The organism is Marinobacter sp. BSs20148, assembly GCF_000283275.1.
Classification (GTDB): domain Bacteria; phylum Pseudomonadota; class Gammaproteobacteria; order Pseudomonadales; family Oleiphilaceae; genus Marinobacter; species Marinobacter psychrophilus.
Genome location: NC_018268.1, coordinates 1,314,484 through 1,340,945 on the forward strand (window position 1 = coordinate 1,314,484; position 26,462 = coordinate 1,340,945).

A 26,462-nucleotide genomic window follows, 5' to 3' on the forward strand; every position below is an offset into this window, starting at 1 on the left:
CGGACGTCACTATCTTGGGTGGTTAGAGATACACAACAGGAGCCACTAACGCGCAGGAAACCTAACGCTCTCTTGCCTGAGCGCTGCCGTTAGCAGATTGGCAGCTCAGTGCCAGTACAAGTAGGGGGCCTGGTTCCATTTCGAGGCTGTGAATGGTGGCGTGTTGTACGACGATACCGGGAAGAGCCATTTTTGAGGTTTGACTTTTCGTTATCAGCAGAGCCTGAGATCATTTTTGTTGTGCACTAATTTACGCTGGGTCTGTCTGCAAGTTCGTGTGCCAAAGCCGGCACGTGAGCTTTGAGGCGGCAGAGGGTTCCATCGGGTGAAGGAGCCCTCTGCCGAGTGCGAGGAGTGCTAGACGATATTTCTAGGTGCAAACGAGAAGCTTCGGAACTCTTTCTTGTACGTGGACTCGCCGATTTTGCGCACCTTGGCAACACCCATTTTGAAGTTATAGTTACCGCTGATATTGTCGACGACACGAACGGTCAGCGAGTTACTGGGCTGGCGCATATCGAGCATGTTGGCGTAAAGTACTCCTTTTTTGACAGCAGGAGTAACAATCGCCACCGCTGTTACTGCAGCCGTGTCCAGCTTAATATGCCCTCGCTCCATCAGCGTACTGAATTGAAAGTGGCTCTCGTCTATGCCGAGGATCGTATCCTTGAACACCGGGACTCGATCGGAATACATCATAACCCGGTCGCCTGCCTCGATACCCCGCTCGGCCGCATCATCAGGATGAATTTCCACCCAGTTTTCCGGCCAACGCTGGGCGGTGTATGCTCGCCGCTCGACGTCATCGAAACCGGATTGCCAAATTTCATTGATTCGACCGTTGCTGAACCAGAGCTCATCGTTTTTTGGTTGTAGCCACTTGTGAAGATCACTGAAGAGGCCCCAAGGGTGCTTCTGAAGGTTGATCTTTCCCGTTTGCGTGTTAAACCCGGTCATTTTTTTACCAAGCACGTTGGCGCCGACAGCGCCGTTTGTCAGTCCCATCACTTCCAGCCGCTTGGCGTCCGTTGCCAAAGCCACATCATGCAGACGCTTGGTGCCAACCAGCTTGCCGGTATCGTAGTTGTAGAAAACCGGTCCCTGGATACCATCGGTACCGAATTCACGCATTTTTTCGTGGAGTGTTTTGCCTTCCTTATGAGCAGCAACTTTCACCATGAAGAAATCTTTTCGGCTACCTCGGCTGAAGCGGGCCGCTTCCTCGGCCACTTCATTGCTGTTTTCCCAGTCAAATCCATCAAACCCCATACGTTGGGCCAACTGACTGATGATCCACCAGTCTGGACGTGCTTCGCCGGGCGCATCATTGAATTTCTGGTAGAGTCTCAGCCGTCGCTCTCCATTAGCCCGGATAAAGTTTTCCTCACCCCACCCAGCGGCTGGGAAGACAATATCAGCGAACTTGGCACCAATTGGGTCACGCAGATAAATATCCTGGTTGATGACCACCATGCCACCGGAATCGCAGCGTGCCTTAAGCGTTTCAATGATCCCCTTTTCATCGTAGCTATGAACCTGATTCGGATTTGCGCTGACTAGCTCCCAAAATTTGCGCTGAAGCCCCTGCGAACCCGCCATCGACTGAATCCAAGTAGTGCCGATAACATGCGCGAATCGCGTGTGGCCTGAATAGGTCCAACGATCCGTGTCAAGCGCGCGGCGCCGACGCCCAGGAAGCTTTTCGGGAGATTTGTTGCGTGGCAACTTGCCGCCCGAAACACCGCCACGTTGATGGCCACCCAGGCGACCGATAACTTGGCCTTCTCGTCCACCCGTGCCAATGATGGTTGCAAGTGACGCTACGGCGTTGGTATTGGCCGTGTTGTTCGACCAGTAAAAGCCTTTTTCAATAGCAATGGACGCTTTCGGTCGCTTGCCATCCTTTGGCTTTGCAAGCATCTCGGCGGCCTGATAAATTTTTTCTACGTCAATGCCTGCGTAACGGGCTGCGTAATCTGGGTCGTACTCGTCCTGTTCTTTGTTCCAGGTTTTGTAGTCCTCGAACCCATCGGTTTGAAACAGTCCCCAAGTGGTGCGCCACTGCCAAGGGGTGTTGCGTGTGCCTTGACCAAAACCGGAGCTGGATTCCCATTTGCTGTTGACCCACTTTTGGATCCATTCGCTGTCCTCCCAGCCATTTTCCATAATGACCCGTGCAATGGCCCCCAGTACCAGCGTATCGGTGCCAGGATAAACATCCAGAATCAGGGCGCCTTGCGTTTTCAGCCAGGCTATTCCGGCGGTTTCCCTAGGGTTGAGTATTATCGTCTTCATACCCCGGCGCACGGCAGGCATGATGTACTGGGTAAAAAGAATGGTTTTTGTTTCGTACGGATCTGTCCCTGCAATCATCAGGACGTCCGCTGCACCCCAGTCATCATAGCTGGGCCCGAAATTGTCAAAACCTGCGTCCCTGAAACCAGGGGTGGAGGTGACGTCAGAAGGCGTGTCATGAAACGCGAAATTGGGCGTATTAACATGCCGAAACGCGTATTTAGTGATGGCATAGGTGTTTTCAATGTACTGATATGAGTATGTTTTGATCCCATAGGCATCAGCACCGTGTTTATCCAGCACGTGCCGGCCAACGGCAGCCGCGACATTAAGCGCCATGTCCCAACTGACCGGCTGCAAGGTGCCGCCAATGCGCATCAGAGGGCTTGTCAAACGATCCCTTGTCCCGGTTGAGGGGTTATAGACCTTCTGAGCAATGAGGCCACCCCGCATACTGGAGTCACCGTTTTTGTTAACCGCGTTGGTGTCTTTGTCGGGCACAATAACAATGTTGTGGGGTTTGTCGTTGTGCATCACCACATTATGCTGAGCGGGGGCCACCCAGGACTGCAGCGGAGCACTCGGAAACGCGATACCAAACGCGTTCTCTTCAGCTTTCATTCCACCGTTAGCCTTTTCCAATGGCCAGCGGTATACCTTAAAACCACAAGCTACAACGCAGTAGTCGCAGGCGGTTGTCAGCACATCCGCATCGGTTGGTGGCAGCGGAGCTTGATCTTCGGGAATGTAGAAATTTGTAGTCATCGTGATTCCTACCCTGCGGAAAGGTTGTCAGTACGGCCAAATAGAAGCCCCATGATGCCAACGGCATAAATCTCATCGCCATTCAGCTCTAAAAGGACCTGGGGAAGACTCTCGTAGGCCTGACCAGACACAATAATGCCGTGCCGACGAACATCGAAAAGCGACAGATGGAACGGACATTGGCCCAAGGTACGGTGATGAGGGCCAGTTGCTTTGTAAGTGCCGTTGAGTGGCCCCCCCTGGTGGGTGCACATATAACTGAAACCAACGACATCACGCTCCGAACCTATACCACCGCCGCACTGAACCCCTGTTTTGACCAGCATCGACTGAGTATTTCTGCCGTCATCGGGGTAATTGAAATCGACCGGTTGGTTTTCCTTCAGCTCACTTAAGCGAGCGACAAGCTTACGCGGGTAACCTGTTACCCTGGCCGGAACCGATTTGGCTTCAGCGGTTCCAGGGAACAGAGATACGCTGATCGTGCTGGCTGCAACCGCTGCGGTGCTGCCGTAGACCAGAAGTTGACGACGGGACAGCATGCATTTGCCATGGGCACGCGCCTCTGTATGGGTGTTCTCCTTGGACACGCTCATTTTGAAGCCTCCAACAGTTCTTGTTCAGTGAATAAAGGAGCGTAATCGGGAAGTTCCGGTCTTTCCATTGTCAGTCGCTCGCCGCTGAATGCTCCGAGAAACGCAACTAGATCGGCTTTTTCCTGAGGTTCGAGCCCAAGCGGCTTGATCAGTGGGCTCTTGGTTTGAGAGAAATCAGTGGTTCGCCCGTCCTCGGTAACACCACCCCGGTCATAGAAATCCACGACCGCTTCCAGAGTTGGAATGGTTCCGTTGTGCATGTAGGGCGCTGTGTATTTTGTATAACGCAGGCTTGGAGTTCGGAATACTCCCTTCATGGAGGGAATCTTTCCCCGGAAGTAGGCGCCAGGATCCGCTTTGAGCTCACGGTACAGCGTTTCAGATACACCTTTGCCATACAGTTCGAAGCGGAAGGTTATCTGGGCAAGGGCATCATTCTCCCAACGCGGCTGGGGAGGAACACCGGTGTTGTAGTACTTTTCGTCAGACGCCAGTGCACCATTGTGGCATTGAAGACAACCCGCTTTGCCTTCAAACAAGGCTTCACCACGAACCTGTTGCTCGGTCAGCGCTGTCTCGTCGCCAAGCAGGTAGCGGTCCAGCGGGGTATCACGTTGCACAAGGATTCGTTCGAAAGCGGCGATTGCATTCCAGGCATTGCCAAGGCGTGGCCATTCGTCACCAAATACAGCGCGGAATCGCTCCCGATACTCAGGAATGATGGCCAGACGGGCTTCCATCATGTCTTCCTCACCATTTCCGGCAACAGCGCCTCTAGCTGCGCTTCGAGCCTGGGCTTCAAGAGATTTTGACGATCCGGCCCAAAATAGTTTTCCGTAGTATGCTGAGTTGACGATGGTTTGACTGTTTCGCCAGTGCACAGTGCCTGGATAACCCATACTGATGTCGGTAGGGAAATCCCAGCCGGTTGAGGGAAGGTGACACGCGACACAGGCGGTTGACGTATCGCCACCAAGACGTCCGTCGAAGAAAAGCAACTTTCCGAGCTCGACTTTTTCGGCTGTCATCCGATTGTCTGCCGGCACCGGAACAGGGCCAAGAGCCGCCAAAGGAGGAACAGTACCTGGCTCAGCTCCCGGTGGGTCGTAATCCATAGGCAACTGTTGTGTTGCATGCTCCAGCATTTTAACAAGTGCGCCGGTGCTTACGGAGGTCTGTGAATTTGCCTGAGCTGCTGTTTCAGCCTGCTTGGCGTTCAACTCCACACAGGTCACGGGCCCGGCAATTAACAACATGGTGGTCGCGAGGAATGAGATCCTGATCTGCCGTCGCGCTTGTCCGCCGTTGCCGGCCAACATGGTTATTGGTATCGCTTTAATGTTCACGAGGCCTCCTTAATTGGACGTTTTGCGCCAATTGGTCATTGGTTGGTAGCTGAAGTTCTTGTTTTCCAGAACGAAATCGGTGTTGTCCAGAGAGTCACCGGAAAGCGATTTCAGAAAAGTCACAAGATCGTTCTGCTCCTTAGCAGACAGTCCCAAAGGCTTCAGCAAGTCACTCTTCCGCGTATCCGCTTCGCCCCCAATGTTATAAAACGCAATAACCTCCGGTAGGGTTTTGATCATCCCGTTATGCATGTAGGGCGCTGTGTAGGTAAGTTCCCGGAGGGTCGGGGTCATGAACTTTCCTTTGTCACTACCGTCCACTTTGTGGGATTGAACATGCGCGCCCAGATCCCGTTTGATGTTCATCAGGTTTTCATTCCCCATGAACTTGTTATAAGCGAGAAAGGCTTGGTAGCTGCCTGGATCCAGAAAGACATCGAGATTCTCTGGTACACCTGTATTGTGGGCTTTGCCGTCGGAGAACAGCGGACCGGTATGACATTGCGCACAACCGGCTTTGCCCTTGAAAAGCTCAAAACCACTTTTTGCCGAAGACGAGAGCGCCCCGTTATCGAAACTGCTGTTTCGGGATATCAGTGTCTTCAAAAATTCCGGTATGGCTTTGCGAACCAGTCCATTGGATGGCTCGGCCCCGTAGGCCTCCTTAAACATGCTTACATACACGGGATCCTGTTTGAGGCGCTCCTGCATCAACCTCATATCCATATTCATCAGATAGCTTTCGGTGATCATTTCTCGGGTGACGTCGTTCAGGTTGGTTCCCAGGCGGCCATCGTGCATCCAGGTTGTCTTCAGCGCAGTGTTGATCAACGTGGGTGAATTGCGGAAATGCCCATTCCCGCGATAACCCGGAGATAATGAGTCCGGATGAGAAAAGCCGTGCTCAGGTTGGTGACAGGTAGCACAAGAAGTAGATGCGTCACCTGAGAGTCTTGCGTCATAAAACAACCGCTTACCCAAATCGGCTATTACCGAATTCACCTCCGGAGTTTGTAGCGGCGTCCCAGGGGACATTGGTTCGGCGGAAAGTGAAGCGGTGCCCACCGAGAGCACCAGGCTCACTACCCCAGATAATAGCCGCATTAGTATTTTCGAGACTGGTATCAAATCCATGAATTTCTCCTTTGTTAGGTTCGCCCTCGATCCAGTAAATGCGAATTCCATACCACTTAAATAAAAATTTGAATAATCCATTGTGAACAATGCATTGAGCATCATCTCGGGATTTTCAGAGGCAGAGTCCTCGCCTCTGGTCGCACGTTTTGTTTAATCCGGATCAAACGAGTTGAATGATTCGTTCAACTTACGCCCACTTGCCGCGTACGCCTCCCACAGGCAAAACGCTATCAATGCACCAATACCCTGAGTTTCCGAAAATTTCGTACAGCTGGTACGAATAATGCTGCTTATCTCCGATATTGTTTCACTTCACTCGTAAAGGTCTCGGGAATGCGCGCTATGAACGTATCCAGTCTTCCTCGCAAAGCGTTAATACCAGAACTGTTAAATCTTTTGAAAGAAGGCCTCCCCGAGGAACGCGTCGATTGCGCCAGATTGCTGGGGCGTTGGAAGCACCATGACGCAAAAGAAGCCCTGCAAGAGTATCTGGGCGACCCGGAAGAAGAGGTGTGTGTTGCCGCCGCCGAGGCCATGGGATCCTTCGCAGATCCGTCAGTGATTGAACTGTTGGGGCAAATGGCCCGTGAACATCCAGACGGCGAAGCCAGAATTGCCGCCGTTCGGGCAGTGGCCCGCATAGACGCTCCTGAAGCGCATGCAGAATTGCTGACGCTGATTAACCTGGCAGAAGCAAACGAGGGAATGGAGGAGGGCTGGAATGATGCTTGGGATGTTCAGCGGGAGGCCATTTCTCTTGTTGACGGATCGCTGGCACAGAAAGCAGTCCCGACCTTGATGGATTTGTTAATAGAGCAAGAAGCGGATGACCTGGAGCCAGAGATACTTGAAGCGCTCGCACGATCTGGTTCCGCGGCAGAGAATGCCTTTTGGCAGTTGCTTTTGCATCCGTTGCCGCGATTACGACGTCGCACTGCCCGAGCGATAAAAAAGTGGCAGAGCAAGTCTGCCCCCGTGATTCTTTTTCGACTTCTACAAGACCAGCACCCCCAAGTCCGGATCGAGGCGTTGTCAAGTCTGGCGTTTAGGACCGAGACCGCCTATTTCCGTGACATTCTTCTTTGCCTGGAAGATCGGGATACAGGGGTTCGAAGCGCAGCGATTAGTGCTATACAGACCATCACTGACAAGCTCGGCAAACATGCGCTTGATGAGATTGGCTCAGACAGATTGAAGAAATTATTCACAGACGATGACCCTCGAATTCGTTGCCTCGGTTGGCACTTGCTCGCCAGACAGGACGAAGCCATTGAGGAAGATATGGTGCTGTGGCTTGAGCAGCATGTGGAAGATCTTCATTCCGACGAAATAGTGACCGCGTTGGATGCGATTCCACAGCTCGCTGTAAGCAGTCAATGGCACCGGCGGGTTTTCGAAATGTTATGGCTCAGATGGGGTCGAGAAAGTGCTGAGCTGGCGACAGCCATGGCAAGGCAGTGGCAATGCTTACCCCTGGAAGAAACGGACGGCGATAAGTTCCTGGAGCTACTGACAGCGGAACAGGCCTGCGTGCGCCTCGCCGCCATTAACAGCTTGGTACAGTGCACAACCGGTCAGCAAAAAGCTTTGGCTGTTCATTGGCTTGGAGACATCTTGCATGGAGAGCCGGACTTTCTTTCCCAGCCTTCAAATTCGAAAACGGAGCAGGCGGATAATGACCGTTTGATTCCGCTCCGGGACGAGGATGCTACCAGCGCAGACGACGAGTCTTCGTTGATTCAGCACATTATGGATCGGGAGTATCCAGAGCACGATGACGGGTATTCCGAACCGCTCATGCACGCAAGTGAGGCTCCAAGATCAACTCTTGACGCAGTCGCCAGAGCCAATATAGACGAAAACCTTGCAACAGCAATTCAGGAAAACGATCAGGACCGCGAGCTGGAAAACATGCTGACCGACTTGCCGGGAGAAATGTCCGCGTTTTCACAGGTGGTTCGCGAGCACGTCGAAGCTGGAGACAGATTGTGCCTCACAGGCCGTAAAAAAGCGGATTTTCCAGATGCGTCCAACGCCGTCTTGGTCGTCCGAGCTTTGGGTGGATCTGACTCTGATTTTGCTGTGAGATGGCTGCGGGAGCACTTGCTGACGTCCGATATCGGTGTGCAAGCTGAAGCAGTCAGTAGCTTAGGGCGAATCGCACGGCGGCGCCCCGACCTTGGTGAATTAAGTAGCTGCCTGGGGCCCCTTGCGACACTCCTCACGGCTGCGCCCCCTGCGGTTCGGGCAGCCTCTGCCCATACCCTTGGTGCTCTTGGCCATCCGACTGCCTTGCCGTTGCTGTTCGCGGCTCTTGAGGACGCACATGCTCCAGTCAGAGTGGCGGCTATATCCGCTGTCGCTTCGTCCTTGTTCACGCAGCAAGCCGAGTTCGAACAACGGCATGATGTTGTTCTGGAGAGTCTGGAATCTCAACAGGTGTTCGATAGATTGCACCAGGCCCTTAAGGACCCCGAACCGGAAGTTCGTGCAGCCGCCCTGCGAATCCTGGCCGAAAAACGTGGAGAATCGATCCGCCAGCTTCTGATCGACACTGCGTTAAATGACCCTGATCTAACCGAGTCGGCCAGTCGATTGTTGGCGCGCATGGAGCCGGAAACAACGGTTGAGAAACTGGCTCCCATCGTCAAGGAGCCAAATCGGGTAAGGCGCTCTGTTGCTTTACGTTTGTTGCTTGAAATAACGCAACGTGAATCCCATCCGGAGGCAATATAATGACTTGATTTGCGTCAAGTGCGCTTGCTGACTAAACTGGAGTTAGGTTCGCTAAACCATCGGACATCGGTGATGTTTCACAAATCCAAAAGCGGCAACATTTGTCAACCGAAGCCGCTTTGCTTAGAAACGCTAAAATTCTTCATACCGAGTCTCTTGTTGCTCACTATAGCGCTGGGCATACACTATGCCGTTATAGTCCACGAACAGAATCTGCTGATCGCCCAAGAAGAGTCTCTAAAAGTTGAGCAGACCAGAAAGAAATTGGAACAGAAGATTCTGCGTATGCAAGCCGACACTCTTCGTTTCGCTGAGCTTGTCGGCCATCAAACGGAGAAAATGGTCACAAATAGAGATGCCATAGCGCGTCAATTCAGCCATATAATGGCGTTTAAGCCACAATATATGCAAGTGCGCTTTCTATCATCCGACGGTGCTGAAAAAGTCCGCCTTGAGCGGACAATAAATGGCGTCAGCCGCCAATTGAATCATCTTTTGCAAGATAAATCTCATCGTCGCTATTTTCAAGAAGGCATTGTTTTACAGCCAGGTACGGTGTATCTCTCTCCACTTGACCTCAACGTTGAGTGGCACAGCCCTCAACCTGAAAAGTTAACGATGCGAATGGCCACCCCTGTGTCGGCAGACAACGGGGAAACGGTTGGTTTGCTTGTGATCAACTATGACGGCGTTGCGCTTCTTAAAGAGCTGCTGAGCGTTTTCGAGGATACCCAAAAACCCAGCACGCCGTTCGGTACTTTCCGCCTCGTAATCAACAGCGTTACCGTTGAGTTCACCAGGTTAGACGACCAAAAAATTCAGTTCACGCTATTGGAGTCGGAAGAAGATTCTTCGGAGACAAAACTTTCTTCAAAAAGGCTGAACGGCCCTGATGGAGGGCAGTTGTGGCAACCGGAAGAACGCCTCACCACATACTCAAGTTTATCGCCGTTGGACGGCATTGCAAATTCTTCATGGTGGGTTAGCCACACAATCGTGACAGGGAGAATTCAAAAAACGAGCACCGTGTTTTTTGGCAACCTTCCTCTTTACATCGCTTTACTCATCATTCTAGGCGTTGTGTCATGCTTGCAGGCCGGCCACCGACTTGCCGTACGCCAGGTGCAGGACGAACACCTGCACCAACTAACCCACATAGTTGAGCTGAGCCCAAGCGCCATCATGCTCACAGATTCTGACGCTCGAATCTTCTATACAAACGCTGCGTTCACCCAGCTAACAGGCTACCAAAGTAGTGAAGTCAAGGGTTACACACCAGGTTTCTTGCAATCCAGTACAGCAAACCTGGAACAATACGGGAAACTCTGGGACACGCTGAAACAAGGAAAACCCTGGCACGGCGAGTTCCACAATCGAAGAAAGGATGGAAGCTTGTTTTGGGAAGCTGCCCTGATCTTTCCCATTCGTCACCCTTGGAGCCGTGAAACGTGTTATGTCGCCATCAAGCAGGATATCTCTAATGAAAAGGCGTTGCAGGAAAAGCTAAAACAGGAAACCCTGGTCCGTTTCCACCAGGAACAACTTGTCAAAATAGGCCGAATGGCCAACATGATTGCCCATGACCTGCGAAACCCGCTGACATCCATCAAAATAAGCCTGCAAATGGCTCAGCGTAGGGCTCAGAATTCTGTGGATCAACCTTCCAGACACGATACGCTTTGGGGGTTAGCACTAAATCAGGTTGAATATATGGAGCGCATTCTGGATGACATCCTGAATTATTCCAGTCAGGGCCAGTTGCACGTGCAAAATCTTGATACGAACATGCTGCTCAGCCGCATTATAGATGAAATGCAAGAGACACTTCGCAAAGCAGGGGTAACGGTAAACTGGAGCCTGGCGCCTCAGTTACCTACCATGGTCGCGGATCCGGCAAGATTACGCCAAGTCTTCCAAAACCTGCTAAATAACGCGTTGCAAGCGACCGAAAGTACGCGAGGCGAACGATTTATTGGCATTGAAACCCGGTTTGGTCTGAAAAACGAAAGTCCTTACCTCATGGTGACGATCACTAACAACGGCAAACAAATGGATTGCCACACCAAAAATCATGCCTTCGAGCCTTTCTTTACAACCCGTGCAAAAGGCACCGGGTTGGGGCTGGCTATTGTTAAAAAACAGGTAGATCGACACGGTGGGCAGGTCACTATAGACAGCCTTAATGGCATCGTACAAGTGTGTGTGGTTCTGCCGTTATGCCCCACTTCTGAAATTCTTACAGAAAGCAGCGATAGGAGCGGGAACGCCCTTATGTATGCGGTAAACGAGGAGCTGTGAGATCATGGCGCGCATTCTAATTATCGATGACGACGCATCAATACGACAAACTTTACGAGCGTTTCTGTTAGAAGAAAGCCACGAGGCCCAGGCCTGCGCCTCAGTCGAGGAGGCCCTGGGCTTCGGCAACTCCGAGGACCCGGAATTAATACTTCTTGATGTCCGTCTGGAGGGAATGAGCGGGCTGGACGGCTTGTTGGTTCTTAAGGCCCAGTACCCGGACTGCCGTATCTTAATAATGACCGCTCACCACGATATGGAATCTACCATTCAAGCCATGCAGCGGGGAGCGGACGACTATCTTCACAAACCCCTTGATCTGGATGAGCTTGAGACCGCAATAAACCATTCTCTGGCAATGCTCGAATCGAACTCAATGAACGGGGGTCTTGATGTGCCGCTACAATATACTCCCGGGATGATTGGCAGTAGTCCCAAGATGCGAGAGATTTACAAGACCATCGGGCTAATTTCTTCGACACTGGCCACGGTACTAATAACCGGAGAAAGTGGCACGGGTAAAGAGCTGATTGCCAGAGCGATACATGACGCCGGCGAGAGATCTTCAGGCCCTTTCGTGGCCGTTAACTGTGCTGCTTTGTCGGAAAATCTGATTGAATCGGAAATGTTTGGCCACACCAAGGGCGCTTTTACCGGTGCCGTTGAAAACCACCCTGGCAAGTTTACGTTGGCACAGGGAGGTACCTTGTTTTTGGATGAGATCGGGGAGTTGCCGCTTTCGCTACAAGCGAAACTATTACGTGTTTTGCAGGAAAAAGAATATTCTCCGCTAGGCTCAAAAAATGTGCTGAAAGCGGATTGTCGTATTATAGCCGCTACCAATATCGATCTCCCCAGTGCCATCAAAGCAAAGCAATTCCGGGAAGATCTTTTTTACAGGCTTCAAATAATTTCAATTTGGGTTCCATCGTTGCGGGAGCGGCCTGAAGAAATTCCAGAGCTTGTAAAATGCTTGGCCGCAAAGGCCAACTATTACCTGAAGAGTAAGGTCAGGCGGATAACGCCTGAGGCGCTTCAGTGTCTGCAAAACTATGCCTGGCCCGGTAACGTTCGTGAACTGGAACACCAGATTTTTAGAAGTATCACTCTTTCGCAAAGCCCGAATCTGGATGTATATAGTCTGTCGGATGAACTCCAACAGATGTCCGATGTCTTTACAGAATCGGTCGAAGACCTAAGCCTGGAACAACTCTCATTGGCAGACGTTGAAAGAGCTCACGTTTGCCAGGTACTTGACACTACCCAAGGTCATCGCGGAAAAGCATGCGACATTCTTGGTGTTTCAAGGCCTCGACTGCAACGAATGATAGAGCGTTTCAATCTCGGAAGTACCTGAAAACTTCTATTGTTGCGTCAGTCAATGACCACCACCATCGTTATTGGTGCCCACTGGTATAAAGTTCGAGCCGCTGCGAAATGCGGGCAGAATGCATTATTGTTTGGCGTGACGTTGTGGTGCGTTCAGGAGAATTGGGGAGGGCGAGTGAGTTCCAGTTCGACCCTTTGCCATGACAGGTGAAAGTAGAGGAAAGCAGTTATAATGCAGTCCGTCGATCTTGATGTTATTGATCATGCTTTTAACTGGAGTAAGTCCGGGAACACTATTTGGCTGTGCACCGTATTGGCGACCTATGGCTCATCACCTCGTGCTCCCGGAGCTTTGCTGGTGGCCCGCCAAGATGGCCGGCATGTCGGGTCGCTTTCTGGCGGCTGTGTCGAGGAAGACTTTCTAGATCAGCTGCAATTTGGGAAGTTTTCCTCTGCCAACGAGGTCATTCGTTACGGTGATAATGACGCAGAAAAAGAGCGTTTAAAGCTTCCTTTCGGTGGCGTACTTGAGGTTCTGGTTAAGCGTTTTCCGGCTTTCGAAGAGCACCAGAAACAGTTGCATCAATTGCAGCAATCGTTGCTTGGGCAGCAGCGTTGTATACGAATAGTCAACCTGGAAACGGCAGAAGTCAGCCTTCTGCCAGACACGGGCGAAGGCCCCCGAATAGAAAGATTGGGGGCTATTGTGCGAGTCAGAATCGGCCCGGTGCGCCGACTGGTGATTGCGGGTATTTCGACGGTGTCAGTAGCGTGTGCGGATTTTACCAAGACATTGGGTTTTGACGTTGTTGTTTGTGGCCCCAGGGAAGACGTGTTGTCTACTTTTGATGTTCCGGGTGTGAACGTCCAACCGGTATTAGCGTCTTTATACCTTGCACGGCAAGGTTGTCATGCTGAAACAGCAATCGTGGCTTTATTCCACGATCCGCGTATTGACGATTTAGCGATGATTGACGCGGTAAAAACGCCCGCTTTTTATATTGGGGCGATGGGGTTTGAGAAAACCTTTGCAACCCGGGCCGAGCGATTGCGCCGCTCGGGAGGGCTTAGCGAGCAGGAGGTATCCCGCATTCATATGCCGATATGACTGAATATTGGCAGTAAAACACCCGCCGAGATCGCGCTGGCCGACATTGTCCGAATTTATTATGACCGAGATAGATAACATGGAAATGCCTAAAGAGGCAGCCAATGGAGATGTGATTGCCATTGTGCTGGCCGCAGGCCGTTCACAACGTTTTGGTTCTGATAAACGCCTGACACCTTTCGCGGACGGCGAGACTTTGTTGAGCCAAACCCTGTCTGCCGTGCTTCCTGATTTTCCGCATACTTATCTAGTAATAAAAGCAGAAGATGACCCGCACGTATTGTTATCGCAGGCGTACTTAAACCAGGTGCACATCCTAAGAGCTCCTCAAGCCAATTGTGGCTTGGGTAATAGCCTTGCGGATGCCTTTCAAATGCTTCAAAACGCTCATGGCCTTGCGGCAGCCATTTTTCTCGGCGATATGCCTTGGTTATCACCCGCAACATGTCAGAGATTAATCGCTTTGGCGACAGCAGAAAACATTGTCCGTCCACGGTATAAAAGCCAGGTAGGGCACCCGGTTATCTTTGGTCGCAATTTTTGGTCAGAGTTGCGAAAGGTCAAAGGAGAGGACGGGGCGCGAGAGTTTTTTAAACATCATATCCAACACTGCATCTGGGTGGACGTGGATGATGCTGGAGTGACCCTGGACATTGATTATCCCGGTGACCTTCAAAAAAGAGGCTTGTAGTGAGTGCCTTGGGAATGCTGAATCAAGCGACGCTCAAAAAAGTGCGTCCAGTTACTGTTGCGACCCGACAAGATTTTGGAGCACTCTGAATGACTAGGCAGCCCAGTTTGATGTGCCGCCTAGTGTTGTATTTGGCAAGGGCGAACGCACAATGGCTGGGAAGTTCCTGTTCTTGTAAACTGATGGCTAATACAAGAGCGGTTGGCAGTAGCTGTGGCGCAGTCTGGAAAAGTTAACCCCAAGCACCCATTTCTGGATTAGATTATGGATGAAGTAATTAACCGTTTGCGGCAGTTTCGTGATGAAAGAGATTGGAAGCAATTTCATAATCCAAAAGACCTCGCTCTGGCTCTGAGCATCGAATCCAGCGAACTTTTGGAGGCGTTTTTGTGGAAGTCTGCAGATGAGGCAGATATCGAAAAGGTGAAAGAAGAACTGGCCGATGTTTTTGCGTTTGCATTTTTAATGGCGGACGCGTGCGATCTTGACGTAAAACAGATTGTTATGGCAAAGATCGAAAAAAATGAGGAAAAGTACCCGGTCGAAAAGGCTCGAGGCACAGCCAAAAAGTACACGGAGTTATGACGGAGTCGACCCTTGTAGAGGTTCATCGTTATCCTTTTTCAAAAGCTGCATTGGCGGATATTCAACATAACGTCTGTGCAGGGAGCAACTGGCCTCTTGTTTATATATTAAGCGATGGCAAAAACAAGCAGGCTTATGTCGGCGAGACAACCGACACGCTGACCCGTTTGAACACACACCTTAAGCATTATGAAAAGCGGTTTTTGACTAGCGTACACCTCATCAGTAGTGATCGATTCAACAAATCAGCGACGCTCGATATTGAATCCGGTCTTATCAAGTACATGGCGGCGGACGGGGTGTACTGTCTTCTAAATGGTAATCTTGGTCTGGTAGACCACAACTACTACCAGAGAGATGAGCTTTACAACCGGGTATTCCGTTCTGCATGGGACAAGCTCAGGGCAGAAGGCGTTGTATCGCATTCACTTGAGTCCATTGACAACTCCGATGTTTTCAAATACTCGCCTTACAAATCTCTTTCCCGAGAGCAGCGGCAAAGCCTGCTTGGACTCCTTTATGCGTTGCTAGATGAAAAGACCAAAAACCTTCTGGTTGAGGGTGGTGCAGGAACAGGCAAGTCAGTTCTGGCTATATTTCTTTTTAAATTGCTGAATTCGAAGGATGCCGAGCTGAATCTCCGTTCGTTCTCCGACGAAGAAGAGGAGTTGGAAGGGCTGGTTAAGAAACTTCGGGAGAGGTATCCAAAGCCCAAGATGGCGCTGGTCGTCCCAATGACTTCTTTTCGCAATACTCTGAAGAAAGCCTTTCGGAGCGTGGCGGGTTTAAAAGCCAGTATGGTGGTTAGTCCCTCGGAGTTGGTCAAACACAAGTACGATATTGTGCTGGTCGATGAATCTCATCGCCTGAGAAAGCGCACCAATCTGGGCGCGTACTTTGGGGTTTTTGATGAAGCTTGCGAGGCTTTAGGACTCGATAAGCACAACTGCAGCGAATTGGATTGGGTCTGCCAACAGTCCGATAAGGCCATCTTCTTTTACGATGAAAATCAGTCGATTAAGCCATCTGATGCGAACGCTGCAGACTTCGTACGCCTGAGAGCGGCAAGCTCTACTCAAGCGCAGACCTTGTCTTCCCAGTTTCGGGTCCGCGCGGGTCAGCCCTTCGTTAAATTCGTAGACGATCTTTTGAATGTCCGCCTGCCAAAAGGCAAACAGTTCCGCAGTGGCAATTACGAATTCAAGCTCTATGATTCGATTGAAGAAATGGTTCGGGCTGTTGGTGAAAAGAACGACCAATTTGGGTTATGCAGGCTTATCGCTGGTTATGCCTGGCCTTGGGTTTCCAAAAAAAATCCATCCGAATACGACATCGAAATCGATGGTGTTCACTTGCGCTGGAATCGAACAAATTCTGACTGGATCAATACATCCGGTGCCGATTCGGAAGTCGGCTGTATTCACACGACTCAGGGTTACGACCTTAACTACACGGGCATTATTTTTGGTAATGAAATCCGTTATGACAAAGTCAGCGACACGATCATTATCGACAAAGCCAACTACTGTGACAAAAACGGCAAGCATGGCGTTCAAGATTCTCAGGCGTTGAAACAATATGTCCTGAACATTTATAAGACCATCATGCTGCGAGGTATCCGGGGAACCTTTGTGTATGCCTGTGACGAGTCGCTGAGGAACTACTTGAAACAGCACATTCCTGTCCACTCTCCGTCGGTTCAAACCGCCGAAGCTCCGGCGCCGGTAGCCGAGCTTTTACCTTATATTAATGCTGTGCCACTTTACGACCTTGAGGTTGCAGCAGGTGACTTCGGGGCGCTTCATAATCGGCTTGATGATGAAAAAGAATGGGTTGCCGTACCTGATCACGTCAGAGTGAACAAAAATCTTTTCGCCTGTCGTGTGATTGGTGACTCGATGAACCGCATTATTCCGAACGGCGCGACCTGCCTTTTCACCAAAGCGCCGGGTGGTACCCGTGATGGCAAAATTGTGCTTGTAGAGTGCACAGACGAGGCGGATGCCGAAACTGGATCACGATACACGGTAAAAGACTACGAGAGTTCCAAAATCCAAAATGAGGATGGCTGGCAACACAAGGTGATCCGTTTGAACCCGCGCTCCTACAACGACATGTTTAAACCTCTTGAACTCACTGAGGCGCAGGCGTTGAGTTACCAGGTGATCGGCGAGTTCATGCAGACACTGGATTAGGCCTGTCGGTGAGATAGTTTTAGGTCGCCACGCTTAACGGAGCATTACATGCGCATTCCCCAGGCTTTCTAGCGGTTGTGGCCGGCCCAGATGGTAGCCTTGGGCATAATCTACGCCCAGCTGGCGCAATATCTCAAGGGTGGCGCCATCCTCTACAAACTCGGCAACGGTCTTCAAACCCATGATGTGCCCGATGGTATTGATGGAGTCTACCATCGCCCGGTCGATCGGGCTCTGCGCCAGCTCACGGATAAAAATGCCGTCAATTTTGAGGTAATCTACCGACAGATGCTTCAAATACCCGAAGGATGACAGGCCACTGCCAAAATCATCCAGGGCAAACTTGCAACCTAGAGCTCTAAGCTCGCCGATAAAATCCTGGGCCTTTTTTAGGTCCGCCATGGCGGTTGTTTCGGTGATCTCGAAACAGACCCGATGGGCCGGCACCTGGCGTTTAGTCAACTGCTCACGAATGGTTTTCAGGCACTCGGGGTGGCCGATGGATGCCCCGGACAGGTTGATCGAGCAATGCAGGTCAAGATGATTGCCACGCAACTGGCCGCCCATCCAGGCTAAGGTGTTACGGATGACCCAAAGGTCTATCTGCGGCATCAGGTTAAACCGCTCCGCGGAAGGCAGAAACGCGCCGGGCGGCACCATGTGCCCCCGCGCATCCTTAAGCCGCAATAGAATTTCATAGTGGGCCGGGCTAATATCCGCCTGGTCCAACGCCATGATAGGCTGGCAAAACAGACGGAAATGGTCTTCATTGAGGGCTTGTCGAATGCGGTTAACCCATTGCACTTGATCGGTCTGTAGTTTGACTTCGCTGCTGTCGGGCAGGTGCAGGTGCACCCGGTTACGCCCCAGGTTTTTCGCCAGATAACAGGCGGTATCCGCTTTGCTCAGCATGATACCCAGATCACCGCAGGGTTGGGTTAGGTGCACTATGCCGATACTGACACCCACGGCGAACACTTGACCACCCCAAGAAAAATGAAATCCACAAACCGCTTCGCGCAGTTGTTCTGCAATTTCTTGGCCCTGGTTTAAAGGGCAGTGACTGAGCAATACACCGAACTCGTCGCCGCCCAAGCGTGCCAGGATGTCACTCTGGCGTAGCAGGGGTTTGAGGGTGTTGGCCAGTTGTTTCAATAATTCATCACCGGCCTGGTGTCCGCAGGTGTCGTTGACGATCTTGAACTGGTCTAAGTCCAGATAACACAGTAGATGCTCACTGGCATGGTGCTCGACATCCTGAATCAGGCTCTGCAGAGAACGTTCAAACTCGCGCCGGTTGATCAGCCCAGTGAGGGGGTCATGTATCGCCTGAAAACTCAGTTGCTGCTGCAACAGTTTACTGTGGGTGACATCCTGCATCACCACAACCCACCCCACCGGTTCGCCTGCATGGTTGTGCAAGGGGGCCGGAGTCAGTTCAATATCAGAAAGCTTGCCCCCTTTTTTAATCAACTGCAGGCATTGCTTTTTCTGTTGTTGAAACAGGGGCAATACCGCCATGTTGTCCCCTTGGATACTCTTTAAACACAATATTTGCTCGGCCGGTTTACCAAACGCCTGCTGGGAGGGCCAGCCAGTTAGCGCGGCGGCAATGGGATTCAAATAAACCGTGTGCATTTGTGCATCAAAGGTAATGACGCCCTCAGTAATCGCTTCAAGGGTTACCTGAGCCAGCTCCGAGTGGCGGTGCAACTGCTCCTCAATGCGCTTGCGCTCACTGATATCCCGGATAACTGCGCTGTATTGTACGCCCGTTTCGGTGGGGCTGGCGGCCGTGGTGACTTCGATGTAAAAGGGCTGATCATCGGCCCCCCGTGCGATGAGTTCATGGGGACCGACATTTTCGCTGGCAGCCAGGCGCGGCAAAACCTGTTCCGGGCTGGCATGGGTGTAAAGGGCGCTGTTGTTTCTGTGCAACAATAATGCCGTGGATTGGCCTATCAGTTGCGCCCGAGAGCGCGCAAACAGGTGCTCCGCGCCAGGATTAACACTGGAAATAATCCCTTTGCTGTTGAAGGTGATCACCCCATCGCGGATATCGCGCACAATCAGGCGGGTGCGGGTGATCATCTGGTTCAGCCTGGCCATCACCCGATTGTATTGGGCTGCGATCAGCCCGACTTCGGTGAAAGGCTCAGCGTGAACCTTATGTTGCAGGTCGCCGCTTTTCTCCTGCCCAGCCATAGCCTGTAGCAGGTCTACCAACTCGGTTCGGGCCCCATGTTCAGATACGTTAAGCCCGTCTCGTTCTCCTTCTGCACTGACCCTGAGAGGCATCAGTTGTTTGAGCAGCCACAGAAACACAAGGGCCAGAGAAAAGCTGAACAAGCCAATGGCCACAATGCCAAAGAGCTGTGCCTGGAGCTGTCCGCTGAAGGATAAGCCGGTTTGCAGCTGTTCCGCTCGGCCAAAAAACGCCACTGCCAACGTTCCCCAGATACCTGCCACCAGATGTACCGGGACGGCGCCAACAGGGTCATCCAGTTCAAATTTGAGTAACAATTGTTCCGCTGCCAGCATGCAAAGACAGCCCAGGGCGCCAATGACCATGGCCGCCAAGGTTGAAACGCTGTGCACACCAGCAGTGATGGCCACCAGCCCGGCCAGGGTGCCGTTGATCGTCATGGTCGTCACCCGGTGGCGGCCAGACAAGCAATAGCTGATCAACAAAGCGACCATGCCGCCTGCCGCCGCGGCCATCAGGGTATTGACCATGATACCGGGTACCCGGGCATCAAACGCCAGCACACTCCCACCGTTAAAGCCTAGCCAGCCGATAATAAAGAACATCAGGCCCAGCATAGCCATGGGCAGGTTACTGCCGGAAATCTCTCGGACCTGGCCGTCTTTGAAACGTCCTTGGCGCGGGCCGATGACGATCACCGCCGCCAAGGCCACCCAGCCACCGACACCATGCACGACACTGCTGCCGGCAAAATCCACAAAGCCTTTTTTCTGGAGCCAGCCATTACTGCCATTGAATATGCCGCTCCAGCTCCAGTGTCCCACTACCGGGTAGATGACGCCGGCAATCAGAATGGTGATCAGAACATAGGTAATAAAGCGGCTGCGTTCAGCAATGGCGCCGGACACGATGGTAGCGGCGGTTGCGCAGAAGGTCATCTGGAAAAAGAAAAAGCCCGCATCCCAGAAACCCAGCTGACTGAAATCGGTTGCGACCCAGCGCCAGTCCAGAGCCCAGGCACTGTGCTCCCCGAACATCAGGTTAAAGCCGACGAACCAGTAAACCGCCATCACCACCAGCAGATCAAAGGCGTTTTTCAGCGCTACGTTAATGGCATTTTTGCTGCGGGTCAGGCCCGACTCCAAGCACAGAAAGCCTGCTTGCATGGTAAGTACGAGAATGCCGGCTAAAATTAGCCAGAGCAAATCGATGGCTTCTTTTTCGCTCATAGCACGTGACTCATACTGCGCTCCTTGAGTTTGCTTCAAGGTAATAAGCAATATTTGAGCCTGAACGACAGAAGTCTATTGAACACAGGTTTTGGTTCACTGAAACAGACAAGGGTTCAAGAAACTTGCCTTCTTTTGAGGCGGTGATGGCGAGGGAGCCCTGTTATGGCGCAAGCGGCCGAGCACTGATCTTTTTCGCTATGAGGCGGGAGGGGAGTGCCGGAACTGTAGTGGTCAACTCATCCCGGGCGCTCGGTGAAGTGTTCATTTAGCCACAACCGGTGACCTCTTACCTAAAGGAATCGCGCCAAACTGACGGCGCTACGGGAGCCCCCGCCCACCATGGTCGTCCAAAGGCTCATGCTGGCTGTCGGTTTCCCGGTACGCCTTTGGGCTGCGTCATCTCTGTGTGCCACCTCATCCAGGCGGCAGGTTTCAAACAGATCCAGTATCGCCCGCTCGGCCTCGCGATGAACGCAAGGGCTGAGCGACTGGATCTGGGCCTGGTAGTGCAGGTCAACAAAGGTTTCGACGGCTTCGATGGTGGCAAAGACGGCGTTTTTGCCTATTAAAGAAGGCAGAAACCCAGTCAGAAATCCTGCCAATCGCCATAGCGGCAGCATCAGGCTGCGGCGGTAACAAACACTGAGGTCATCGAACATACCCAAGTGCTGCTGCTCGGTTTGCAGATGTTCCCTCGCGAACTCCAGCAGCGCTCCGTTCGGCCGTGCGGCCAGGATGCCACGATATATCCACACCGCACCGGTTTCGCCTGCGTGACTGCACCTCAGCTCTTGCTGGAACTGCCGGCTTACGCCCGTTCTCGCAAGATTATCCTTATGCTTCTGATCAATCAGTAATGGGGTCATATGTCCGCAGTCTTGTTGAGGCCTAAGATATTACGAACCAAGCTTGCCGGGCGATGACTCGAGTTTGATTAATGCGCTTATATTTGGACGATGGACGATGGACGATGGACGATGTGCGGTGATCAGCGGCGCTGCTGCCCCGGGTCCAGAGTAAACATTCAAAACCACTAACCGGGTACGATGATGTGCCCCGTAAGCGGTGGATGCTTGAGGATTTCAGTGAATGCCAATGCGTTTGAACTCTTTAAAAAGTGCTTTAAAATGGGGAGTTTTGGTTCTTGATGGGTCATAGTGGACTATCAAATTGTAGTGGTTCAATGATTCCGGACACCAAAGTAGGTGGTAATATCGCCGCCATAAGCGAGGTGTCTGATGACCAGGAAACGACGATCTTTTACGCCGGAGTTCAAGCAGGAAGCCGCCTGTCTGGTGCTTGACCAAGGGTGCTCTATTGCCGAAGCCAGCCGCTCTTTGGATGTCGGTGAAAACGCCTTGAGGCAATGGGTAATGCAGCTCTCTGAGGAGCGTGGCGGCATTACCCCCAAATCCAAAGCTCTGACCCTGGAGCAGCAGCGAATTCAGGAATTGGAAGCCTGTTGTGAGCGGCTGGAAAGGGAGAAGTCGATACTAAAAAAGGCTACGGTGAGTTCAACCGGTCAACGCAAATATGTTTTGAAGCTTTTCAGCAGGTATAAGGTAGTTGAGTGTCTTCCTCGGCCGCTCATTCAGCTTCCTCGAAAATGCATCTAACTCCTCCTGAGAATAACCCGATATATCAGTCTTTTTTGGGAAGTACTGGCGCAATAGTCGATTGGTATTTTCGTTGCTACCGCGTTGCCAGGGGCTTTGCGGGTCACAGAAATAAACCTGCATGTCCGTCGCAAGTGTAAATGCCTTGTGGTTACCCAGCTCTCCCCCTCGATCCCAAGTCAGGCTTTTTTTCAGTTCCTCCCGGAGACGACCAACCTCTCGACAAAGTGCCGAAACAACGCTCGTCGTATCTTTGCCTGCAACGTGAAGCAGCATGGTAAACCTAGACTGTCGCTCTACAAGCGTTGCAATATGAGAGTTCTTAGATCCGGAGATCAGATCTCCATCCCAATGGCCTGGAATGGCCCTGTCTTCAATCCCTTTTGGCCGGGCACGGATAGATACTGCATCTGAGATACTGGTGCGAGTCCCTTCTTCTTCAGAGCTGCTGTGCCGTGACCTGCGCATACTGCATCCAAGCACGCTGGTCCGCTAAGTTCGCTCGGTACTCACTTCTCCCGCCGTTATGATGTATTTCTCGGCTGACAGTTGATGTAGATCGTCGGATCTGGTCTGCAACCTGGCTCAAACTCAGGCCAGCTGATAGGCCCCGTGAGATTTCCTCTCGCTCGCCAGTATTGAACACCCTGGCGGATCTCGAACGCCCAGGTGGAGCAATGCCACCATGGATCGCAAGCATTCCAGTGATCGACCCTGCATGCTTTCCCAGGGCCCTCCCAATTTCACTGAGTGACTGACCTTTTTTCGGTGAGTTCAACCGGTCAAGAAAACGCATTGGAAGTATGCGTTCATTACCCAGCATAAGAAGGCCTGGCCAGTCGACATGATGAGTCGGCTCTTGGGTGCCAGTCGCAATGCCTATTACCGGTATTGCCAGCGTCAACGCCGCCGGCCGTCGGATGCGGAGCACGAGGCGATGATTGAGGCTGTGAAGGAGCTCGCTCAAAGTAGCGACAAGAGTAATGGACCCAGGCGGATGAATCACGCCCTGAACGCTCTGGGCTATTCCGTAGGCCGGCAAAAGGCGCGACCGCTGAGAGCTTTTTTTTGCGAGCTTGAAAAAGGAACGTGTGCAGTGGCGAAGCTACCAGACCCGCACGGAATCACAGCGGGACATTCTGGATTACGTTGTGATGTTTTATATCAGCCCGATGGGTTACGAAGCAGCGGTTGTTGAACTGAGGAAAGCAGCTTAACTGGGCTGTAAAAAAAGTGCTCGACCACTCCACTGCTGTCTTGGAGAGTGTTGCATCCGCTTTAGGCAATCAAGTTCCAAAAGGGGTGTAGAACGCTCTTTGACCGATGACTGTAGTGCGGTGAAGTCTGCGTATATCCCCACTGGCGTACCCTCCTGTAGCCTGATGCACAATGCAGCGGTTGTCCCATAGAACCAGGTCGCCCTTGCGGTAGTGGTGCCGGTAATGGTGTCTGCGTTTCCCATCGGTAATGTAGCTGAAAAGCTCGTTCAGCAGCGGTTGCGCCTCAGCGTCGTCCATGTCTTCGATGCCAAGGGTGAAGCGCGGTGATATGTATAGAGCCTGGCGACCAGTCTCATCATGGGTACGCACCAGAGGCTGGCGAACCATAGGCCGCTCCCTGGCCTGCATGGCATAGAACTCCTTAGCCCCCGGCCGGTTTTCCGAGATCTTCACGCGCGGGTTGAGTGCTTTGGACGCATGATGGATGCCGTAGCGCCCGTTAATCTTTTGGCGGATCGCGCGGGGCAATGCTTCGTAGATACCGTACATGTCACAGAAGTCTGTAGCGCCGCCTTCGGAAGGGGTGCGGATGGACATTAGTACTGTCGCTTTAACGGGCTCCTCATGGTGGGAGGAGTCTGAATGCCAAAAGTCTCCTGCGTCAACAACGCCAACGGCAGTGCCGTCGGAACGGATTTCGTTGGAGAGAACAAGTACCTTGTCGTGATCTGGATGGGCATGCTTGGAGTTCTCTTGCCACTCCAATTCGCCATAGCGCTCAGTGAAATCGACCTGCTCCAGGGGAGTGAGATCCTGGTCTCGAATAACCAGCATTTGGTGGTCAAGAAAGGCCTGGTAGATACGTTCGGTGATTTCAAGGGAAGGGTCTTTGAGGTCGGCGCTAATAATCTCGGCGCCGAAATTATTCGCGAAGGAATTGATCTTCATATCTGTGATACCTCTAAAGATCAGCCTGTGCTATGCGGGCACAGGCTGTAGCAGCTTATTAATTTGAGATTGCTTTCTTTATGATGTCGATTACGTCTTCAGGGTAATTGTAAGCTTCTGTAACGATTTCCTGAATCTCCTCGCCACTGACGAAGTCGATGTCGAGCCCCTGCTTTTGGGCATCAGCCAGGAAGTCGGAATCTTTTGTGGTGTCCAGTATTGCCTTGCGCAGAATGGCAACCCTCTCGTTCGGAACGCCGGCTGGAGCTACAAATGGGCGGCCCATGGCCTGGCGAGCAAACATGAGTCGCAACACTTCGCGCTCTTTCTGGGTTTCCGCAAAGTCGGTTACCAGTGGCAGGTTGGGCAGGTCCGGGTGCTTGCGCAGGGACATCTGGAAGAGGTTTCTCAGTGTTCCCTGCTCGATTGCTGTCTGGCGCTGCTCTTTTGAGCTGCTATAAGACCAGCTACAAATACCCTGCACTTCGTCGCGTTCTAGGGCTAGTTGAATGTCATTGCTGCCCGGGTAGCCCGCTATCACCTCGAATTGGAAACCGAGTACCTCGTTGAGAACCCGTGGGAATACATTGGAGTCTCCGCCGGAGCCAGTTGCACCGACCACCAGCTTGGTATCGCGCAAATCTTGCCACTTCTGCACTTTGGCATTGGTTGAGGCAACGCATAGGCTGGTTTCATTATTCAGGCTGCCGAGCCAGCTCGTTTTGGTGGGGTCGAAGCGCGCCTTGTCATTGCCGAACAGCGGTTCGAATGCCAGACCTCGGGAAACGGTGCCGAAAACAGTCCCGTCTTTAGGAAGGGTATTGGCCAGCTGATTCATCAATACTAGACTGCCGGCGCCGGGAACGTTCTTGGTGATTACATCGGGGTTGCCGGGAATATGCTTTCCGACATGTCGAGCCAGAGTTCTGGCGTAAGAGTCGTATCCGCCACCCGCGGAATAGCCTATGAGCAATTGGACTGTTTTGCCTTCGTAGAAATTGTCTTCGGCGTGCGCAAGGGGCATCGCCCCCAGTGTGATCCATGCTGCAAGAGTTATTAGTTTTGTGGCGAGCATTTTCGTTCTATCCCCTAAGTTAAGTCGGAACAATGGTTTTTTTTATTCACTTACGCACTAATTAGTTATTCCTATCGAGCACCCTAGCACAAATGAAATTTTGAATATTTATGATAACGAAACTGTTCTATATCGAAACGGACAACGGACGCAGTGCCTGTTAGCTATTTAATATATCGACAATTGAATATGTTATGGCATTTATCTCATTTGACACGACGGTTTCATAAGTAAATAGTTATATTAAAGAATTAAAACCAATGAGTATCCGGAGGTCCTTCGGCTAGTCAAAAACTGCCCCACCCATCTCGGTGCTGTGACATTCAAGGCAATACCGGTGACGTGCAAAACAATCAGCTGGATGTCAGGATCGGGCCTGTTTCCTGTTCTGATTAGCTCATCCCTTAACTTGTTCAAGGAATTTTCTATCATGGCTTACGAAACATTAGCGCCTCAAAGAACTGCCGTACTGTTTTTCGATATGCTCAATGGGCACGTCAAGAAAGACGATCCCAACACCCAAGCACGCTATCAACCGGTGATCGCAGCGGCTTCCGAGTTGTTGCATGGCGCGCGCGCGCACAACGTCATGGTGGCTTATGCCCATGCCAACCACCGGGCCGACAATGCCACCAGCGCGCACCTGATTCGAGATACTGACAATCGCATGAATCCCATTCCCCGAGGCCAGCCCCCGATTTTTAAACCGGTGGTATCTGGAGGCACTTGGGAATCGGCTGTCATTGACGAGTTGGCGGAGCGTGAAGAAGATTATCTGATTCCCAAATACCGCTGGAGTGCCTTCTTTCAAACGTATCTCGATCTGGCCTTGAGATCTCGTAAGATCGACACTCTGATCATCGCAGGCGGTTCAACGGACGTCGGCGTGGCCAGCACCGCTTTCGCCGGGCGGGATCTGGATTACAACCTTGTTTTTGCGAGGGATGCCTGCAGTTCACCAGAGAAAGACAACCATGATCAGCTTATGGATCGCATCTTCCCGCGCATGGGCCGGGTGCGCACGGCTACGGAGATTGTTGCTATGCTGACAGCGGGCGGCAGTACCTAAAGACGTTTGGTGACA

15 protein-coding genes and 4 pseudogenes are annotated in these 26,462 nt (G+C 51.9%); 10 read left to right on the plus strand and 9 right to left on the minus strand.

Annotation, left to right across the window (positions count from 1 at the left end):
- Positions 1-357 precede the first annotated feature (357 nt).
- The 4 genes from MRBBS_RS05895 to MRBBS_RS05910 are packed head-to-tail and all read right to left on the minus strand — an operon-like array spanning position 358 to position 6,136.
- Positions 358-3,060: a molybdopterin-dependent oxidoreductase gene (locus MRBBS_RS05895; RefSeq protein WP_014870537.1), complete on the minus strand. Its 2,703-nt coding sequence runs from the start codon at positions 3,058-3,060 to the stop codon at positions 358-360.
- A gap of 8 nt (positions 3,061-3,068) precedes the next feature.
- Positions 3,069-3,656, minus strand: a complete 588-nt coding sequence (locus tag MRBBS_RS05900; RefSeq protein WP_041635108.1) for an arsenate reductase (azurin) small subunit — start codon at positions 3,654-3,656, stop codon at positions 3,069-3,071.
- Complete coding sequence (locus MRBBS_RS05905; RefSeq protein ID WP_014870539.1) at positions 3,653-5,002, minus strand: cytochrome-c peroxidase; 1,350 nt, start codon at positions 5,000-5,002, stop codon at positions 3,653-3,655. The genes MRBBS_RS05900 and MRBBS_RS05905 overlap by 4 nt, the downstream gene beginning before the upstream one ends.
- Positions 5,003-5,011: 9 nt before the next feature.
- Complete coding sequence (locus MRBBS_RS05910) at positions 5,012-6,136, minus strand: cytochrome-c peroxidase (RefSeq protein ID WP_041635109.1); 1,125 nt, start codon at positions 6,134-6,136, stop codon at positions 5,012-5,014.
- A 345-nt stretch (positions 6,137-6,481) separates the two neighbouring features.
- Here MRBBS_RS05910 and MRBBS_RS05915 point away from each other — a divergent pair, with 345 nt between their 5' ends.
- The 7 genes and pseudogenes from MRBBS_RS05915 to MRBBS_RS05945 all read left to right on the plus strand — a co-directional run bounded on the left by MRBBS_RS05915 (position 6,482) and on the right by MRBBS_RS05945 (position 17,081).
- The gene (locus MRBBS_RS05915; protein WP_014870541.1) at positions 6,482-8,875 is read left to right on the plus strand and encodes a HEAT repeat domain-containing protein; all 2,394 of its coding nucleotides are present in this window, start codon (positions 6,482-6,484) and stop codon (positions 8,873-8,875) included.
- Positions 8,876-8,947: 72 nt separating this feature from the next.
- Positions 8,948-11,173 carry a two-component system sensor histidine kinase NtrB gene (locus tag MRBBS_RS05920; protein ID WP_014870542.1) on the plus strand — a complete coding sequence of 742 codons (2,226 nt, stop codon included), beginning with the start codon at positions 8,948-8,950 and terminating at the stop codon, positions 11,171-11,173.
- 4 nt (positions 11,174-11,177) lie between these two features.
- A complete protein-coding gene (locus MRBBS_RS05925) occupies positions 11,178-12,530 on the plus strand; it encodes a sigma-54-dependent transcriptional regulator (protein WP_014870543.1) in 1,353 nt (450 codons plus the stop codon).
- A gap of 204 nt (positions 12,531-12,734) precedes the next feature.
- Positions 12,735-13,607: pseudogene (locus MRBBS_RS05930) on the plus strand (XdhC family protein); the annotation flags it as partial.
- A gap of 64 nt (positions 13,608-13,671) precedes the next feature.
- Positions 13,672-14,301: a nucleotidyltransferase family protein gene (locus MRBBS_RS05935; RefSeq protein WP_144012689.1), complete on the plus strand. Its 630-nt coding sequence runs from the start codon at positions 13,672-13,674 to the stop codon at positions 14,299-14,301.
- 264 nt (positions 14,302-14,565) lie between these two features.
- A complete protein-coding gene (locus tag MRBBS_RS05940; RefSeq protein ID WP_014870546.1) occupies positions 14,566-14,886 on the plus strand; it encodes a nucleotide pyrophosphohydrolase in 321 nt (106 codons plus the stop codon).
- Positions 14,883-17,081, plus strand: a complete 2,199-nt coding sequence (locus MRBBS_RS05945) for a DNA/RNA helicase domain-containing protein (RefSeq protein ID WP_014870547.1) — start codon at positions 14,883-14,885, stop codon at positions 17,079-17,081. The genes MRBBS_RS05940 and MRBBS_RS05945 overlap by 4 nt, the downstream gene beginning before the upstream one ends.
- Before the next feature lie 33 nt (positions 17,082-17,114).
- On the opposite strand, the gene amt is transcribed toward MRBBS_RS05945, so the two are convergent.
- Together amt and MRBBS_RS05955 are read right to left on the minus strand one after the other, a co-directional pair.
- Positions 17,115-20,516, minus strand: a complete 3,402-nt coding sequence (amt, locus tag MRBBS_RS05950; RefSeq protein ID WP_014870548.1) for an ammonium transporter — start codon at positions 20,514-20,516, stop codon at positions 17,115-17,117.
- Positions 20,517-20,809: 293 nt separating this feature from the next.
- A complete protein-coding gene (locus MRBBS_RS05955; RefSeq protein WP_014870549.1) occupies positions 20,810-21,385 on the minus strand; it encodes a demethoxyubiquinone hydroxylase family protein in 576 nt (191 codons plus the stop codon).
- Between the two features lie 372 nt (positions 21,386-21,757).
- Here MRBBS_RS05955 and MRBBS_RS05960 point away from each other — a divergent pair.
- Positions 21,758-22,081: pseudogene (locus MRBBS_RS05960) on the plus strand (transposase); the annotation flags it as partial.
- Here MRBBS_RS05960 and MRBBS_RS18855 read toward each other — a convergent pair.
- Positions 22,034-22,931: pseudogene (locus tag MRBBS_RS18855) on the minus strand (IS30 family transposase). The pseudogenes MRBBS_RS05960 and MRBBS_RS18855 sit on opposite strands and share 48 nt — an antisense overlap.
- A gap of 274 nt (positions 22,932-23,205) precedes the next feature.
- Between MRBBS_RS18855 and MRBBS_RS20400 the strand changes: the two are divergent.
- A pseudogene (locus MRBBS_RS20400) lies at positions 23,206-23,352 on the plus strand (IS3 family transposase); the annotation flags it as partial.
- Positions 23,353-23,421: 69 nt separating this feature from the next.
- On the opposite strand, the gene MRBBS_RS05970 reads toward MRBBS_RS20400, so the two are convergent.
- Both MRBBS_RS05970 and MRBBS_RS05975 read right to left on the minus strand, forming a co-directional pair.
- Positions 23,422-24,303, minus strand: coding sequence for a TauD/TfdA dioxygenase family protein (locus MRBBS_RS05970; RefSeq protein ID WP_014870553.1), 882 nt, complete (start codon positions 24,301-24,303; stop codon positions 23,422-23,424).
- Positions 24,304-24,361: 58 nt separating this feature from the next.
- Positions 24,362-25,378: a Bug family tripartite tricarboxylate transporter substrate binding protein gene (locus MRBBS_RS05975; RefSeq protein WP_041635111.1), complete on the minus strand. Its 1,017-nt coding sequence runs from the start codon at positions 25,376-25,378 to the stop codon at positions 24,362-24,364.
- A 430-nt stretch (positions 25,379-25,808) separates the two neighbouring features.
- Here MRBBS_RS05975 and MRBBS_RS05980 point away from each other — a divergent pair, with 430 nt between their 5' ends.
- Positions 25,809-26,447, plus strand: coding sequence for a cysteine hydrolase (locus tag MRBBS_RS05980; protein ID WP_014870554.1), 639 nt, complete (start codon positions 25,809-25,811; stop codon positions 26,445-26,447).
- Positions 26,448-26,462 lie beyond the last annotated feature (15 nt).